Consider the following 13,815-nt stretch of genomic DNA (forward strand, 5'->3'; position numbering starts at 1 on the left):
ACAAGACACTTAGATCGTCAGTGTCCAGTCGTAGTCCACGATCAATGGCGCATGCTGCGAGAAGCGTGGCTGGCGCGGCATACGCGCACTGCGCACAAAACGGCGCAAGCCGGGTGTGAGCAACTGGTAGTCAAAACGCCAGCCAAGGTTGAGCATTTCAGCCTGTTCGTTATCCGGCCACCAGCTGTACTGATCACCTTCACGGCTGACTTCACGCAGGGCATCGACATAGCCCATGTTGCCGACAATCTCATCCATCCAGGCCCGCTCAGGCGCCAGGAAACCAGGAGACTGCTGGCTGTCACGCCAGTTTTTAATATCGAGCTTCTGCTGCGCCACATACAGCGAACCGCAGTAGATATACTCGCGACGCTTGCGACGCTGCTTGTCCAGGTAGCGTGCGAAGTCGTCCATCAACTTGAATTTTTGATTCAAGTCTTCATCGCCGTTCTGCCCCGAAGGGAGCAGCAAGGTCGCGATGCTGACCTTATCGAAATCGGCTTGCAGGTAGCGCCCGTAGCGATCGGCGGTTTCGAAGCCGAGCCCAGTAATGACCGCTTTCGGTTGCAACCGCGAATACAAAGCCATACCGCCTTGGGCAGGGACTTCAGCTTCGCAGGCATAAAGAAAGTAGCCATCCAGCTGGTAGGCCGGATCGTCCAATTCAAAGGCGGAGGCGCGGGTGTCCTGCAGGCAAATAACGTCGGCATTCTGAGCTTGCAGCCAACTGAGCAAACCGCGCTCGACTGCCGTCTGAATGCCATTAACGTTCACACTGATGATCCGCATAAATGGCCCCAAAAATCACGTGCGTGTATGATACACGCCGTCTTACTATTTAGCTAAATCCGCGGTATCAGGGGCTTTTTTCATGCAAGCGTATCAGCGCGATTTCATCCGTTTTGCCATCGATCGCGGCGTTTTGCGCTTCGGCGAGTTCACCTTGAAGTCCGGGCGCACCAGTCCTTACTTCTTCAATGCCGGCCTGTTCAACACCGGCTCTGCGCTGGCTCAACTGGGGCGCTTTTATGCTGCCGCCATCGTTGACAGCGGCATTCCTTTCGACGTGCTGTTTGGCCCGGCTTACAAAGGTATTCCTTTGGCCGCAACCACCGCTGTAGCCCTGGCCGAACATCACGACCGTGACGTGCCGTGGTGCTTCAACCGCAAAGAAGCCAAAGCCCACGGCGAAGGTGGCAGCCTCGTAGGCTCCCCGCTCGAAGGCGACATTTTGATCATCGACGACGTGATTACTGCGGGCACCGCTATCCGCGAAGTCATGCACATCATTGCTTCGCAAAACGCCAAAGCAGCGGGCGTGCTGATCGCACTTAACCGCCAGGAACGTGGCAATGGCGAGCTTTCAGCCATTCAGGAAGTCGAGCGCGACTTCGCCATTCCGGTTGTCAGCATCGTTTCGTTGACCCAGGTTCTGCAATTTCTGGCCGACGACGACCAGCTCAAGCAACACCTTCCTGCCGTTGAAGCGTATCGGGCGCAGTACGGGATCTAACCCGCCGCCCACAAAAAAGGCCCCGTACGGGGCCTTTTTACTAAGGTTTAAACCGGCTTGCTGTTGGTAATCAGCGTGCCCACACCAGTGTCCGTGAAAATCTCCAGCAATACCGCATTCGGCACGCGACCATCCACGATGTGCGCCGTGGTGACGCCGCCTTGCACCGCTTCCAGCGCGCAGCGAATCTTGGGCAGCATGCCGCCATAGATAGTGCCATCGGCAATCAGCTCATCCACTTGGGTGGTGGTCAGCCCTGTCAACACGTTGCCCTGCTTGTCCATCAAACCTGCAATGTTGGTCAGCAACATCAGCTTCTCGGCCTTGAGCGCTTCAGCCACTTTACCGGCAACCAAATCCGCATTGATGTTGTAAGACTCACCATTGGCCCCCACGCCAATCGGCGCAATGACGGGGATGAAATCACCGTTGGTCAGCATGTGCAGCAGGTCGGTGTTAATGCCCACCACTTCACCCACATGACCAATGTCGATAATTTCCGGCGAAGTCATTTCCGGCGTCTGACGCGTTACCGTGAGCTTTTTCGCACGGATCAGCTCGGCATCTTTACCCGTCAGGCCAATCGCACTACCGCCGTGACGGTTGATCAGGTTCACGATGTCTTTGTTGACCTGACCGCCCAGCACCATTTCCACCACGTCCATGGTTTGCGCGTCAGTCACGCGCATGCCATCAATGAAATGACTCTCGATGGACAAACGCTTGAGCAAATCACCGATTTGCGGCCCGCCACCGTGTACGACGACCGGGTTGATGCCCACCGCCTTCATCAGCACGATGTCACGGGCAAACCCGGTTTTCAGGTCGTCGTTCTCCATTGCGTTGCCGCCGTACTTGATCACCAGCGTCTTGCCGACGTAACGGCGAATGTAGGGCAGCGCTTCGGACAATACCTTGGCGACGTTGGAGGCGGCATCACGTTCGAGGGTCATTCAGGGCTCCGGTAGAACAAGTCGATCAAAACGGTAGAGGGAGATCAGGTGCCACACGCTTGAGTTGAGCGTGGAAAACATCCTTGATGCGTTGCAGCTCGGCCTCGGTATCGGCCTCAAATCGCAGCACCAGCACCGGCGTGGTATTGGATGCGCGAACCAGGCCCCAGCCGTGTGGGTAGTCGACCCGCACACCATCAATGGTGGTCAGCTCGGCGGCTTCACCCCATTGGGCGTCGTGCAGGGCGCTAATAATGCTGAATTTGCTCTCATCCGTCACATCGATATTGATCTCAGGGGTCGAAATATCGTTGGGGAATGCGGCAAACAGCTCTTCGGCGCGCTCTTCACGCTTGCTGAGGATCTCCAGCAGGCGTGCCGCGCTGTAAATACCGTCATCAAAACCGAACCAGCGCTCTTTGAAAAAGATGTGCCCGCTCATTTCACCGGCCAGCAGCGCGCCGGTTTCTTTCATTTTCTTTTTGATTAACGAATGACCGGTCTTCCACATCAGTGGGTGGCCGCCATATTCCTTGATCAGCGGGATCAAGCGACGCGTGCATTTCACGTCGAAGATGATTTCAGCCGCCGGGTTGCGCACCAAAACGTCCTGCGCAAACAGCATGAGCAAGCGGTCCGGGAACACCATAGTGCCCGTGTTGGTCACAACGCCGACACGGTCGCCATCGCCGTCAAACGCCAGGCCCAAGTCGGCGTTCACTTCCTTGACCTTGGCGATCAAGTCCACCAGGTTTTCCGGCTTGCCAGGGTCCGGGTGATGGTTGGGGAAGTTGCCATCCACCTCGCAAAACAACGGGATCACTTCGCAGTTCAGCGCTTCGATCAGTTGTGGCGCGATCACACCCGCAGCACCGTTGCCACAATCGACCACCACCTTCAACCGCTTGGCCAACTGGATATCGCCCGTAATGTGCTTGGCATACGGCTCAAGAATCTCGACCTGGGCAATGCTGCCTTGGCCCCACGTCAGATCATGGGTTTTAAGACGTGTGTGCAGGGCCTGAATTTGCTCATTGGCCAGCGTATCGCCTGCAATTACGATCTTGAAACCGTTGTAATCCGAAGGGTTATGGCTGCCCGTGAGCATCACCCCGGACTTGCCGGCCAACACATTGGCGGCGTAATACAGCGCCGGCGTCGGCACCAGCCCCACGTCACTTACATGGCAACCACTGTCGGCCACGCCTTGAATCAATTGCGCCACCAGCTCAGGCCCGGAAAGCCGCCCGTCACGGCCCACCGACACATTCTGCTCACCCTTGGCCAGGCTCTCAGCACCGATGGCACGCCCGATCCAGTAGGCGGTTTCTGCGGTCAGCGTCTTCGGCACTACGCCTCTGATGTCGTATGCGCGAAAAATGCTGTCAGGAAATGCAGGTGCGACCGCAGATGGGCTAGTCATTACAAGAGGTACTCCACTTTCAGGGAATTTGGGGCATGCGCTGAAGTGCTCAGCCATACAAAAGTCGACCGCGCCGCACGGCGTAAAAACGCCCCTGCGACACACGGGGTCGAACACAAACTGAAGGTTTGGACGGTGTTTTGACGCGAGAGTTCGAGAGGCCAATTGGCATCACGGGCCGCATGGCAGAGGGCCGCCATGGGTGCAGGCAATGAAAACGGAGACAACAAGGGCGCGAGCTTCATCCTGAATTACCACGCGATCAGTTCAGGTCGGGCAGGGCGCCCGACCTGATGCAGCATAGTCAGAGGCTGCCGGAATGGCCAAAACCACCTGCGCCGCGCTGACTTTCGTCAAATTCCTCAACCAATTCAAAGTGCGCTTGCACCACCGGCACGAGCACCAGCTGAGCAATACGCTCGCCCACTGCGATATTGAAAGCCGTCTGGCCACGGTTCCAGCACGACACCATCAACTCACCCTGATAGTCCGAGTCGATCAGGCCCACCAGGTTGCCCAGCACGATGCCGTGCTTATGGCCCAGGCCCGAGCGCGGCAAAATCAGCGCCGCCAGGCCAGGGTCGCCGATGTAGACAGACAGACCGGTGGGGATCAACAGGGTTTGGCCCGGTTCCAGAACGGTGTCTTGTTCAAGCATGGCGCGCAGGTCCAGACCGGCCGAGCCGGGCGTGGCGTATTGCGGCAGCGGGAATTCGTTTCCAATGCGTGGATCAAGGATTTTGGCTTGCAAAGCGTGCATACGAGTTAAACCTGGTTCAGACGTTCGGCGATAAAAGTAACCAACTGACGGGCAATTTTGCCCTTGCTGGTCTGAGCAAATACGGTGGCGTGTAGCTGGCGATCAATCACGCTGCACGCATTTTCCTCGCTGTTGAAACCAATGCTGGGGTTAGCCACATCGTTGGCCACAATCAGGTCGAGGTTTTTGTCTTTCAGCTTGCGTGCCGCGTAATCAAGCAAGTGCTCGGTTTCGGCAGCGAAGCCGACACTAAAAGGGCGATCAGGACGTGAAGCAATGGTGGCCAGAATGTCTGGATTGCGCACCATTTGCAGCAACAGGCCGTCACCACTCGTAGGGTCTTTCTTGAGTTTTTGCGGGGCTACTACTTCCGGGCGGTAATCCGCGACGGCTGCGGACGCGATAAACACGTCGCACGGGATCGCGGCCTCACACGCTGCCAGCATGTCGCGCGCACTGACGACATCAATACGGGTGACGCGGTCCGGCGTAGGCAAATGTACCGGGCCAGTAATCAACGTGACGCGTGCACCCGCTTCTACGGCAGCTTCGGCCAGAGCAAAGCCCATTTTCCCCGAGCTGTGGTTGGTGATGTAACGCACCGGGTCGATGTTTTCCTGCGTCGGCCCCGCCGTAATCAGCACATGCTTGCCGGTCAGAATCTGATGCTGGAAGCACTCCGCCGCACAACTGACCAGATCGCCAGCTTCAAGCATGCGACCAAAACCCACGTCGCCACACGCCTGGCTGCCTGAGGCTGGCCCGAAGACCTTCACCCCACGGTTCTGGAGCAAGTGCGTGTTGGCTTGGGTCGCCTGATCACGCCACATGGCCTGGTTCATCGCCGGCGCGATGGCCACGGTAGCGTCTGTGGCGAGCACCACGGTGGTCAGCAGGTCATTGGCAATGCCTTGAGCCAGGCGGGCGATCAAGTCGGCCGTTGCAGGCGCGATCAGCACCAGATCAGCCCATTTGGCCAGTTCGATATGCCCCATCGCGGCTTCAGCCGCAGGGTCGAGCAGGTCCAGATGAACCGGGTGCCCGGACAACGCTTGCATGGTCAAAGGGGTGATGAACTCACTGCCGCCTTTGGTCATTACTACCCGCACTTCAGCGCCTTGATCCAGTAAGCGGCGAACCAGCTCTGCACTCTTGTAGGCAGCAATGCCGCCGCCGACGCCCAAAACGATGCGTTTTCGATACAGCCGCTGCATAGGCCTGCCTTTTAGTTCGATGAGGACTGCGCGGAAAATGGCCAAATGCCACGCAAAAATGATGGGCTAAGATAACACAGCGCCTGCTATGGAACAGCGGCGCTCACAGAACATGGAGCGGTTATGAGCATTAAAGACTGGCCCGCAGCGGAGCGTCCGCGGGAGAAACTTTTAGCGCTGGGATCATCCAGTCTTTCAGACGCAGAACTGCTGGCAATCTTCCTGCGCACCGGTGTTTCGGGCAAAAGTGCCGTGGATTTAGCCCGCCATTTGCTGGCTGAGTTCGGCAGCCTGCGCGCATTGCTTGAAGCCGACCTGGGGTCGTTCAGTCGCCAACTTGGACTGGGCCCCGCCAAGTTCAGCCAGTTGCAGGCAGTGCTGGAAATGGGTCGCCGACACCTGGCAGAACGGCTGCGTCGCGACTCAGCACTTGAGAGCCCGCAAGCGGTGCGCGACTACCTGAAAGCACTGCTGCGCCACGAACCTCACGAAGTCTTTGGCTGCCTGTTCATGGACTCAAAACATCGCATGCTGGCCTTTGAGGTGCTGTTTCGAGGCTCTATCGACAGCGCCAGCGTGTACCCCCGCCAAGTGGTCAAGCGCGCCCTGATGCACAACGCCGCGGCGGTGATTTTTTGTCACAACCACCCCTCGGGTATCACAGACCCCAGCGAGGCCGACCGCACCTTGACCCAGCGCCTCACAGAGGCGCTGGATCTGATCGAAGTGCGGGTGCTCGACCATTTCATCGTCGGTGACGGCGAGCCGCTCTCAATGGTCGAGCACGGCTGGATGTGAGGCTTAAGGCTTAACGCTCACGGTCGAAAAGTCCTGGCGACCAAACGGACTCACCTGATAACCCTGTACGTCTTTACGGGTAAGTGCGTAAGCCGTTGGATGCGCCAGCGGCAACCACACCGCTTGCTGCTGAATCAGCGCCTGAGCTTTCTGATACAGCGCACTGCGCTTGTCCTGGTCGCTCAGGGTTTTGCCCTCGCTGATCAGGCTGTCCAGCGTCTTGTCGCAATAGCGCGCAAAATTGGTCCCGGACTTCACCGCTGCACACGAGAACTGCGGCGTCAGAAAGTTATCCGGGTCACCGTTGTCACCCGCCCAGCCCATAAACAGCAAATCGTGTTCGCCCGCTTTGGCCCGGCGAATCAATTCACCCCATTCGATCACACGAATATCTGCCTTGATCCCGACCTTGGCCAAGTCCGCCTGCAACAACTGTGCGCCCAGGCTCGGGTTAGGGTTCAACACACTGCCCGTGGGCCGGGTCCAAATGGTGGTACTGAAGCCGTCCTTAAGACCTGCTTTAGCCAGTAAATCGCGGGCCTTTTGCGGATCATGGGCATAGCCCGGCAACTGTTTGGCATACCCCCACGTGGTCGCCGGGTAAATACCGTTGGCCGCTTGCGCGCTGTTTTCAAAGACTGCCTTGAGGTAAGTATCGCGATCAAACGCCAGGTTAATGGCCTGACGCACCTCAGGTTTGTCCAACGGCGGGTGCTGGCTGTTTATGGCCACAAAAGCGGTCATAAACGCGGGGGTTTGAGCGACTTTCAAGGCCGGGTCTTTCGTCGCCGCGTCCACATCCAGTGGCTTGGGCGACAGTGCAATCTGGCACTCATTACGCCGCAGCTTTTGCAGCCTCACGTTGGCATCCGGGGTAATCGCGTAAATCAGCCCGTCCACCGCAGGCTTGCCCGCAAAGTAGTCCGGGTTGGCCTTGTAACGCACCACGGCATCTTTTTGGAAACGCGTGAACACAAACGGCCCCGTACCAATCGGCTGACTGTTCATCAACTCGGGCGTGCCGGCCTTGAGCAACTTGTCGGCGTACTCCGCTGAATAGATCGAGGCAAAGCCCATGCTCAGCGCAGGCAGAAACGTGGAGTCCGGGTGCGCAAGCGTAAAGCGAACAGTTTGCGCGTCCGGGGTTTCGATTTTTTTGATCAGTTGGGGCAACTGCAAGGACTGCGCATGCGGGAAGCCACTTTGCGCAATTTTGTGCCATGCATTGGCCGGGTCGAGCATGCGCTCAAAGCTGAAACGCACATCCTCGGCGCTCAACTCACGCGTCGGGGTGAAATACGCGGTGGTGTGAAATTTAACCCCAGGGCGCAACTTGAAGGTGTACTCAAGGCCGTCAGGGGACACTGACCAGCTTTGCGCCAGGCTGGGCACTAACTTCCCGGCCTGGGCGTCAAAGTCCACCAAACGGTTCATCAGCACGTCTGCCGACGCATTGGTGGTGCTGAGCGAGTTGTACTGCACCACATCAAACCCTTCAGGGCTTGCCTCGGTGCACACGCTCAACGTGGCAGCGTGCGCCAACGGCGCCAAACAAAAAGTGAGCAATAACGGGGCGGCAGCGAGGCGCATAGTCGGTTTCCTTTGCAAGTCGTTGGCCCATCTGCGTATGCAGTCTGGAAAAGGGCCTACCCTAGTGTTCTGGTGACCAAATGACTACTTTTAAGCGTAGCCCGTTCCCTTTAATCACTTCCAAAACACCCTTCAGGGCCGCGCAACCCTCCTTTTCTGCTCGCTCAAGGATGGCCCTGACATCCGCCGGCGAGGCCTCTGAGCCAATTGCACGGGTATCCGCCCCCTGAAACCTTTCATCTTGCGACGAGCGGCAACACCCAGTCTGGCATAGGCATCAGGGCGGATTGCCGCTAGAATGCCGCCTTTATTAATCGATGCAAATCACACTGCATGTTGTTGCTCTTTAGTCTTTCTGGTATAAAGCAGCGCTCTTTTCTAGGGGCCCGGTTCCTTCGTTTGTAGGCGTAACCGGTAAGACCCTTAAAGAAACGCGGCGCCTGGCGCCAAATGACTGAGAGATTAAGCGGCCAACCCATGCCGGGTTGGGCATGTGGTTTTAGAGGGCTGAGGCATGTCGAGAGTCTGTCAAGTTACCGGTAAGGGTCCGGTGACTGGGAATAACATTTCCCACGCAAATAACAAAACCCGTCGTCGTTTCCTGCCGAACCTGCAGCATCACCGCTTCTGGGTTGAAGAAGAGAAACGTTTCGTGCGTCTGCGCGTATCTGCCAAAGGCATGCGTATCATCGACAAGCGTGGCATTACTGTCGTGCTGGCCGAAATCCGCCGTGCTGGCAAGATCTAAAGGAGCTAATCATGCGTGAATTGATCCGTTTGGTGTCGAGCGCTGGTACAGGCCATTTCTACACCACTGATAAGAACAAGCGCACCACTCCGGACAAAATCGAAATCAAAAAATTCGATCCGCGGGTTCGCAAGCACGTGATCTACAAAGAAGCCAAAATCAAGTAATTGGTTTTTCTTCTTTACGAAAAAGGCCCGTATCTCACGATACGGGCCTTTTTTGTATCTATCTGCCAAGGCTTTGAACCTCGGCAACAGGTGCCGATGATTCAGGGGAACGGATACCCCTGCCCAACCTGAACCACTTTTATCATCAAGATGCCATCCTCGCCCGAGCTGCTTTCACTCAGATACGGGAAGCCTTGTTGGTACAACCGCTTCACCGCGTGCCCCCTGGGGCTGCGCAGGGTCATGCCATTGAGCCAATACCCCACGGCTAAATGGGCCGGATCAAACCCTTCGAGTTGCCATAACTGCGCCTCAGAAGGTTGGCGACGATCATCTTCGGGGATATACCAGCCTAAAAAGCCATTACGACTGGGCTCCAGCCGGGCGGCGAAGAACGGCTCATCTCGCGTCAGTGAAATGCAGCGTATATCAAAAAAACACTGGCCCTCCCTGACGTAACAGCCGAACCAGAAATCCATTTTTATGACTTCTCTGACACGCACTACACCGTTGAACTGGGTGTAGTTGTCTATGCCTGCGAAGAGCCAGCCATCGTTGGTTTTAAAGATCGTTGAGTCATCCAGACTCGCACCGATCCGATGCTTGAACATTCGGGTGTCGCGCCAGTAAAGCTCTGCCCTGAAGCTGTAACCCTGCGTGTACTCCATATCCATATGGAACTTCCCGTTCAGCATTCGACTTACCGATCAATGCGCAGCGTTATCCTTAGCCGCACAGGTATCGCACCAAAATGTTGTTTTTATCTACGATCACGCGCAGGCGGTTCGGATTCACCTCCTGGGTGAATATGTCACCCGGCTTCTCGACCCGTACCAGCGTTGCGCCAGACTCCTTGCGCAGCATTTCCAGCAGCGCTGGAGTGACCTCAGGGGCAACTACAAAGTTAAGGGTGAACGCTTTGCACTGGCCTGCCTGGGCAGCCATTGCAGGCATGGAGCAAGCGCCCAGAACAAGACTGGTCGCTAAAATCAAACGCGTAACTGCATTGATATTGAACATAAGACTTCCTTGTTTAAACACTTCAGATAAAGGGATTGACGCTTGGGCCGATCATTCCATTCGGACCCGGCGCACTCCAAAGACTGGCCTAGTTAAACGCTGATGGTGTGGCCAACGTATGTCTAAGTTTGTGCATGGCTACGGAAATGACACCTACAAAAAAGCCCCGCGATCGTTCGATACCGGGGCTTTGAATAGTTCTAAATCAGCGGGCTCAGGCTTTCTGTTCAAACACCACGTAAATTTTCCGACATGGCTCCAGCACTTCCCACGTCCCTTTGAATCCAGCCGGGATGACAAAGCGATCACCCGCTCTCAGGGTCTTGGCGTTACCTTCCTTGTCACGCAGAACAGAAACGCCCTGCAAGATTTCGCAATATTCATGCTCGGTGTAATTGACTGTCCACTGCCCCACAGCTCCTTCCCACACCCCGGCATTCATTTGCCCACAAGGGCTGTCGTAATGGTTGTGGATAACTTGTTCGGGATCGCCTTTGAGCACCTTTTCAGGTGCCGGACGAAAACGTTCGGCCTCTGTGTTGGCCGTGCTGAAATCGACGATGTTTTCGATGCTCATGGTGTTAGTCCCCCCGAAATTGCGGCATGTGTGATCAGAAAGACCAAAGTCTATGTTTATTAAAACGAACAAGCCATGCCGTTTACGGCACCTGTGTCAAATATATTGAAAGTCCCACAGCCACTGGTTTAGGGTGGCGCATGTCTTGTGCCGATCACATTGGTGGATCGGACAGCATTCCTGACGTGCCACGTGAAAGCCGTGGTGCTTTTTTATTAATAAGAGGAGGACACTCGAATGACCACCCTGACGCGTGCTGACTGGGAACAACGTGCCCAACAGCTGAAAATCGAAGGTCGCGCTTACATCAACGGTGAATACACCGCCGCGGTCTCCAATGAAACATTCGAGTGCCTCAGCCCGGTCGATGGCCGTTTGCTGGGCAAGGTTGCCAGCTGCGATAGCGCAGATGCGCAACGCGCCGTCGAAAACGCGCGCAAAACATTCGATTCCGGCGTTTGGTCGCGCCTGGCACCCGCCAAACGCAAGGCCACCATGATCCGCTTTGCAGGTCTGCTCAAGCAAAACGCTGAAGAGCTGGCGCTGCTTGAAACCCTGGACATGGGCAAACCGATTTCTGACTCACTGGGCATCGACGTCCCGGGCGCCGCCAATGCGCTGAGCTGGAGCGGCGAAGCCATCGACAAGATTTACGACGAGGTGGCCGCAACCCCGCACAATCAACTGGGCTTGGTGACACGCGAACCCGTGGGTGTTGTTGCGGCTATCGTGCCGTGGAACTTCCCTCTGATGATGGCCTGCTGGAAGCTTGGTCCGGCGCTGTCCACCGGTAACTCGGTGATCCTCAAACCGTCCGAAAAATCGCCTTTGACGGCAATCCGCATCGCCGCACTGGCCGTCGAAGCCGGTATTCCGGCTGGCGTGCTCAACGTCCTTCCGGGCTATGGCCACACGGTCGGTAAAGCACTGGCGCTGCACATGGACGTCGACACACTGGTGTTCACCGGCTCGACCAAAATTGCCAAGCAGTTGATGGTGTACTCCGGCGAATCCAACATGAAACGCGTGTGGCTCGAAGCGGGCGGTAAAAGCCCGAACATCGTGTTCGCCGATGCCCCGGACCTGCAAGCCGCCGCCGAGTCAGCCGCCAGCGCTATCGCCTTCAACCAGGGCGAGGTCTGCACCGCCGGTTCGCGCCTGCTGGTCGAGCGTTCGATCAAGGACACTTTCCTGGCACTGGTGATCGAAGCCCTGAAAGGCTGGAAACCGGGCAACCCGCTGGACCCCGCCACTAACGTGGGTGCGCTGGTCGACACGCAGCAAATGAACACCGTGCTGTCGTACATCAAGTCGGGCCACTCCGAGGGCGCCAAGCTGGTGGCGGGCGGTAACCAAATCCTGAAAGAAACAGGCGGCACTTACGTCGAACCGACCATTTTCGACGGCGTGAGCAACGCGATGAAAATCGCCCAGGAAGAAATCTTTGGCCCCGTGCTGTCGGTGATTACCTTCGACACGGCTGAGGAAGCTGTACAGATCGCCAACGACACGCCATACGGCCTGGCGGCAGCGGTCTGGACTGCCGACATCTCCAAGGCTCACCTGACCGCCAAAGCCCTGCGCGCTGGCAGCGTGTGGGTGAACCAATACGATGGCGGCGACATGACGGCACCGTTTGGCGGTTTCAAGCAATCGGGCAATGGTCGTGACAAATCGCTGCACGCGTTCGACAAATACACCGAGCTGAAATCCACCTGGATCAAGCTCTAACACGCAAGCCCCGTAGCCGTTGCCCGCTTTGAGCAACGGCTACGGCCGGTAAAACGCCTGTGGGAGCGAGCTGGCTGGCGATGAACGTACCGAAAGGTATGTAAATCGTTAGCCAGCTCGCTCCCACAGCTGTTTTGCACCTTTGAGTTCACGTTATCCACAGGAGCACACCCATGCGTTGGGCGACTTATTTCGCCGTACTCGCCTCAGTCCTGAGCGTCGGGTTGGCGCTGGGCGTCAGCATGCCGCTGGTGTCGTTGCGGCTTGAAAGCTGGGGCTACGGCGGCTTTGCCATCGGTGTGATGGCCGCCATGCCCGCCATTGGCGTATTGGTCGGTGCCAGCATCGCCAGCAAACTGGCAGCGCGCTTTGGCACGCCGGGCCTGATGCGTCTCTGCCTGTGGTGTGGCGCGCTGTCCATCGGTTTGTTGGGGTTGCTGCCCAGCTATCCGGTCTGGCTGGTGCTCAGATTGCTGATCGGCGTAGTGCTTACGGTGATTTTTATTCTCGGCGAGAGCTGGATCAATCAACTGGTGGTCGAGCAATGGCGAGGCCGTTTGGTGGCGTTGTATGGCTGCGCGTACGCCCTGAGCCAGCTGTCCGGGCCGCTACTTTTGGGTCTGGTGGGTTCGCAAAACGACTACGGCTTCTGGATCGGCGTGGGTTTGCTCACGCTTGCGCCCTTGCTGCTGATGGGGCGTGATGGCGCACCGACAACCGAGTCATGCAGCGTCACCTTCAAGGATCTGCTGGTTTTCTGCCGCGGCTTACCCGCTATCGCCTGGGCCGTCGCGCTGTTCGCCGCGTTTGAAGCGATGATTCTGACCCTGCTACCCATCTACTGTCTGCGCCAGGGGTTTACTGCCGATATCGCCCTGGCGATGGTCAGCACCGTGGTGGTGGGCGATGCCTTGCTGCAACTGCCCATTGGCGCACTCGCCGACAAACTCTCACGCCGTACACTGTTCACCGGCTGCGCAGTGCTGTTGATGCTATCGAGCCTTGCGGTGCCGTTGCTGCTCAATACCTTGCTGATATGGCCGCTGTGGGTGATTTTCGGCGCCAGTGCGGGAGGTTTGTTCACGCTGTCGCTGATCCTGATCGGCGAACGCTACCGCGACGACGCGCTGGTTCGCGCCAACGCGCACGTGGCCCAGTTGTGGGGCATTGGCTGTCTGATCGGACCGCTGGCGGCAGGGGCGGGCAGCCAATGGATCAGTGGGCATGCGCTGCCGTTGTTCATGGCCGTTGGCGCATTGGGCTTGGTGATATTGGTGCTGCGCCAAGGCGCGTTTGGCGCGGAACAATCACCCGCCTGAAC

The 13,815-nt window shown here is 57.2% G+C and carries 14 protein-coding genes and 1 pseudogene; 6 read left to right on the forward strand and 9 right to left on the reverse strand.

Translation table 11 applies throughout. The annotated features are described in order from the left end of the window. Positions 1-9 precede the first annotated feature (9 nt). Complete coding sequence (locus ACP7A4_RS07730) at positions 10-789, reverse strand: exodeoxyribonuclease III (RefSeq protein ID WP_203302070.1); 780 nt, start codon at positions 787-789, stop codon at positions 10-12. Positions 790-871: 82 nt separating this feature from the next. Between ACP7A4_RS07730 and pyrE the strand changes: the two genes are divergently transcribed. Beyond that, a complete protein-coding gene (pyrE, locus tag ACP7A4_RS07735; protein WP_059765893.1) occupies positions 872-1,513 on the forward strand; it encodes an orotate phosphoribosyltransferase in 642 nt (213 codons plus the stop codon). Between the two features lie 47 nt (positions 1,514-1,560). On the opposite strand, the gene argB is transcribed toward pyrE, so the two are convergent. From argB to coaBC, 4 genes and pseudogenes are all read right to left on the reverse strand, one after another. Then, positions 1,561-2,466 (reverse strand): acetylglutamate kinase, encoded by a 906-nt coding sequence (argB, locus tag ACP7A4_RS07740; RefSeq protein ID WP_048363859.1) that lies wholly within the window; start codon positions 2,464-2,466, stop codon positions 1,561-1,563. A gap of 25 nt (positions 2,467-2,491) precedes the next feature. Beyond that, positions 2,492-3,877 (reverse strand): annotated as a pseudogene (locus tag ACP7A4_RS07745) (phosphomannomutase/phosphoglucomutase); the annotation flags it as partial. A gap of 316 nt (positions 3,878-4,193) precedes the next feature. Further along, the gene (gene dut / locus ACP7A4_RS07750) at positions 4,194-4,649 is read right to left on the reverse strand and encodes a dUTP diphosphatase (RefSeq protein WP_048363857.1); all 456 of its coding nucleotides are present in this window, start codon (positions 4,647-4,649) and stop codon (positions 4,194-4,196) included. Positions 4,650-4,654: 5 nt separating this feature from the next. Next, positions 4,655-5,863 carry a bifunctional phosphopantothenoylcysteine decarboxylase/phosphopantothenate--cysteine ligase CoaBC gene (gene coaBC, locus ACP7A4_RS07755; RefSeq protein WP_059765898.1) on the reverse strand — a complete coding sequence of 403 codons (1,209 nt, stop codon included), beginning with the start codon at positions 5,861-5,863 and terminating at the stop codon, positions 4,655-4,657. A gap of 123 nt (positions 5,864-5,986) precedes the next feature. Between coaBC and radC the strand changes: the two genes are divergently transcribed. Then, positions 5,987-6,661, forward strand: a complete 675-nt coding sequence (radC, locus tag ACP7A4_RS07760) for a RadC family protein (protein WP_059765900.1) — start codon at positions 5,987-5,989, stop codon at positions 6,659-6,661. Between the two features lie 3 nt (positions 6,662-6,664). Here radC and ACP7A4_RS07765 read toward each other — a convergent pair whose 3' ends face one another. Beyond that, positions 6,665-8,251, reverse strand: a complete 1,587-nt coding sequence (locus ACP7A4_RS07765) for an ABC transporter substrate-binding protein (protein ID WP_059765902.1) — start codon at positions 8,249-8,251, stop codon at positions 6,665-6,667. A 514-nt stretch (positions 8,252-8,765) separates the two neighbouring features. On the opposite strand from ACP7A4_RS07765, the gene rpmB reads away from it, so the two are divergent. Continuing rightward, positions 8,766-8,999, forward strand: a complete 234-nt coding sequence (gene rpmB / locus ACP7A4_RS07770; RefSeq protein WP_019410280.1) for a 50S ribosomal protein L28 — start codon at positions 8,766-8,768, stop codon at positions 8,997-8,999. Between the two features lie 11 nt (positions 9,000-9,010). Further along, complete coding sequence (gene rpmG, locus ACP7A4_RS07775; protein WP_003437824.1) at positions 9,011-9,166, forward strand: 50S ribosomal protein L33; 156 nt, start codon at positions 9,011-9,013, stop codon at positions 9,164-9,166. A gap of 101 nt (positions 9,167-9,267) precedes the next feature. Here rpmG and ACP7A4_RS07780 read toward each other — a convergent pair whose 3' ends face one another. The 3 genes from ACP7A4_RS07780 to ACP7A4_RS07790 form a co-directional block, all read right to left on the reverse strand. Continuing rightward, the gene (locus ACP7A4_RS07780) at positions 9,268-9,840 is read right to left on the reverse strand and encodes a hypothetical protein (protein ID WP_203302073.1); all 573 of its coding nucleotides are present in this window, start codon (positions 9,838-9,840) and stop codon (positions 9,268-9,270) included. Positions 9,841-9,892: 52 nt separating this feature from the next. Further along, a complete protein-coding gene (locus tag ACP7A4_RS07785) occupies positions 9,893-10,186 on the reverse strand; it encodes an I78 family peptidase inhibitor (RefSeq protein ID WP_059765907.1) in 294 nt (97 codons plus the stop codon). A 214-nt stretch (positions 10,187-10,400) separates the two neighbouring features. Then, on the reverse strand, positions 10,401-10,763 hold the full coding sequence (locus ACP7A4_RS07790) for a cupin domain-containing protein (RefSeq protein ID WP_059765910.1): 363 nt from the start codon (positions 10,761-10,763) through the stop codon (positions 10,401-10,403). Positions 10,764-11,000: 237 nt separating this feature from the next. Here ACP7A4_RS07790 and ACP7A4_RS07795 point away from each other — a divergent pair, with 237 nt between their 5' ends. Both ACP7A4_RS07795 and ACP7A4_RS07800 read left to right on the forward strand, forming a co-directional pair. Further along, on the forward strand, positions 11,001-12,494 hold the full coding sequence (locus ACP7A4_RS07795) for an aldehyde dehydrogenase (protein WP_059765913.1): 1,494 nt from the start codon (positions 11,001-11,003) through the stop codon (positions 12,492-12,494). Positions 12,495-12,667: 173 nt separating this feature from the next. Beyond that, entirely contained in the window at positions 12,668-13,813 is a 1,146-nt protein-coding gene (locus tag ACP7A4_RS07800; protein ID WP_048363850.1) for an MFS transporter, read from the forward strand. Positions 13,814-13,815 lie beyond the last annotated feature (2 nt).

It is taken from the genome of Pseudomonas sp. TWR3-1-1 (assembly GCF_049896545.1).
GTDB lineage: Bacteria > Pseudomonadota > Gammaproteobacteria > Pseudomonadales > Pseudomonadaceae > Aquipseudomonas > Aquipseudomonas weihenstephanensis.

Excerpts from the sequence above, each read along its gene's own strand:
- ACP7A4_RS07730 (WP_203302070.1), bottom strand. The coding sequence starts at position 789 with ATGCGGATCATCAGTGTGAACGTTAATGGCATTCAGACGGCAGTCGAG.
- pyrE (WP_059765893.1), top strand. The coding sequence starts at position 872 with ATGCAAGCGTATCAGCGCGATTTCATCCGTTTTGCCATCGATCGCGGC.
- argB (WP_048363859.1), bottom strand. The coding sequence starts at position 2,466 with ATGACCCTCGAACGTGATGCCGCCTCCAACGTCGCCAAGGTATTGTCC.
- dut (WP_048363857.1), bottom strand. The coding sequence starts at position 4,649 with ATGCACGCTTTGCAAGCCAAAATCCTTGATCCACGCATTGGAAACGAA.
- coaBC (WP_059765898.1), bottom strand. The coding sequence starts at position 5,863 with ATGCAGCGGCTGTATCGAAAACGCATCGTTTTGGGCGTCGGCGGCGGC.
- radC (WP_059765900.1), top strand. The coding sequence starts at position 5,987 with ATGAGCATTAAAGACTGGCCCGCAGCGGAGCGTCCGCGGGAGAAACTT.
- ACP7A4_RS07765 (WP_059765902.1), bottom strand. The coding sequence starts at position 8,251 with ATGCGCCTCGCTGCCGCCCCGTTATTGCTCACTTTTTGTTTGGCGCCG.
- rpmB (WP_019410280.1), top strand. The coding sequence starts at position 8,766 with ATGTCGAGAGTCTGTCAAGTTACCGGTAAGGGTCCGGTGACTGGGAAT.
- rpmG (WP_003437824.1), top strand. The coding sequence starts at position 9,011 with ATGCGTGAATTGATCCGTTTGGTGTCGAGCGCTGGTACAGGCCATTTC.
- ACP7A4_RS07780 (WP_203302073.1), bottom strand. The coding sequence starts at position 9,840 with ATGGATATGGAGTACACGCAGGGTTACAGCTTCAGGGCAGAGCTTTAC.
- ACP7A4_RS07785 (WP_059765907.1), bottom strand. The coding sequence starts at position 10,186 with ATGTTCAATATCAATGCAGTTACGCGTTTGATTTTAGCGACCAGTCTT.
- ACP7A4_RS07790 (WP_059765910.1), bottom strand. The coding sequence starts at position 10,763 with ATGAGCATCGAAAACATCGTCGATTTCAGCACGGCCAACACAGAGGCC.
- ACP7A4_RS07795 (WP_059765913.1), top strand. The coding sequence starts at position 11,001 with ATGACCACCCTGACGCGTGCTGACTGGGAACAACGTGCCCAACAGCTG.
- ACP7A4_RS07800 (WP_048363850.1), top strand. The coding sequence starts at position 12,668 with ATGCGTTGGGCGACTTATTTCGCCGTACTCGCCTCAGTCCTGAGCGTC.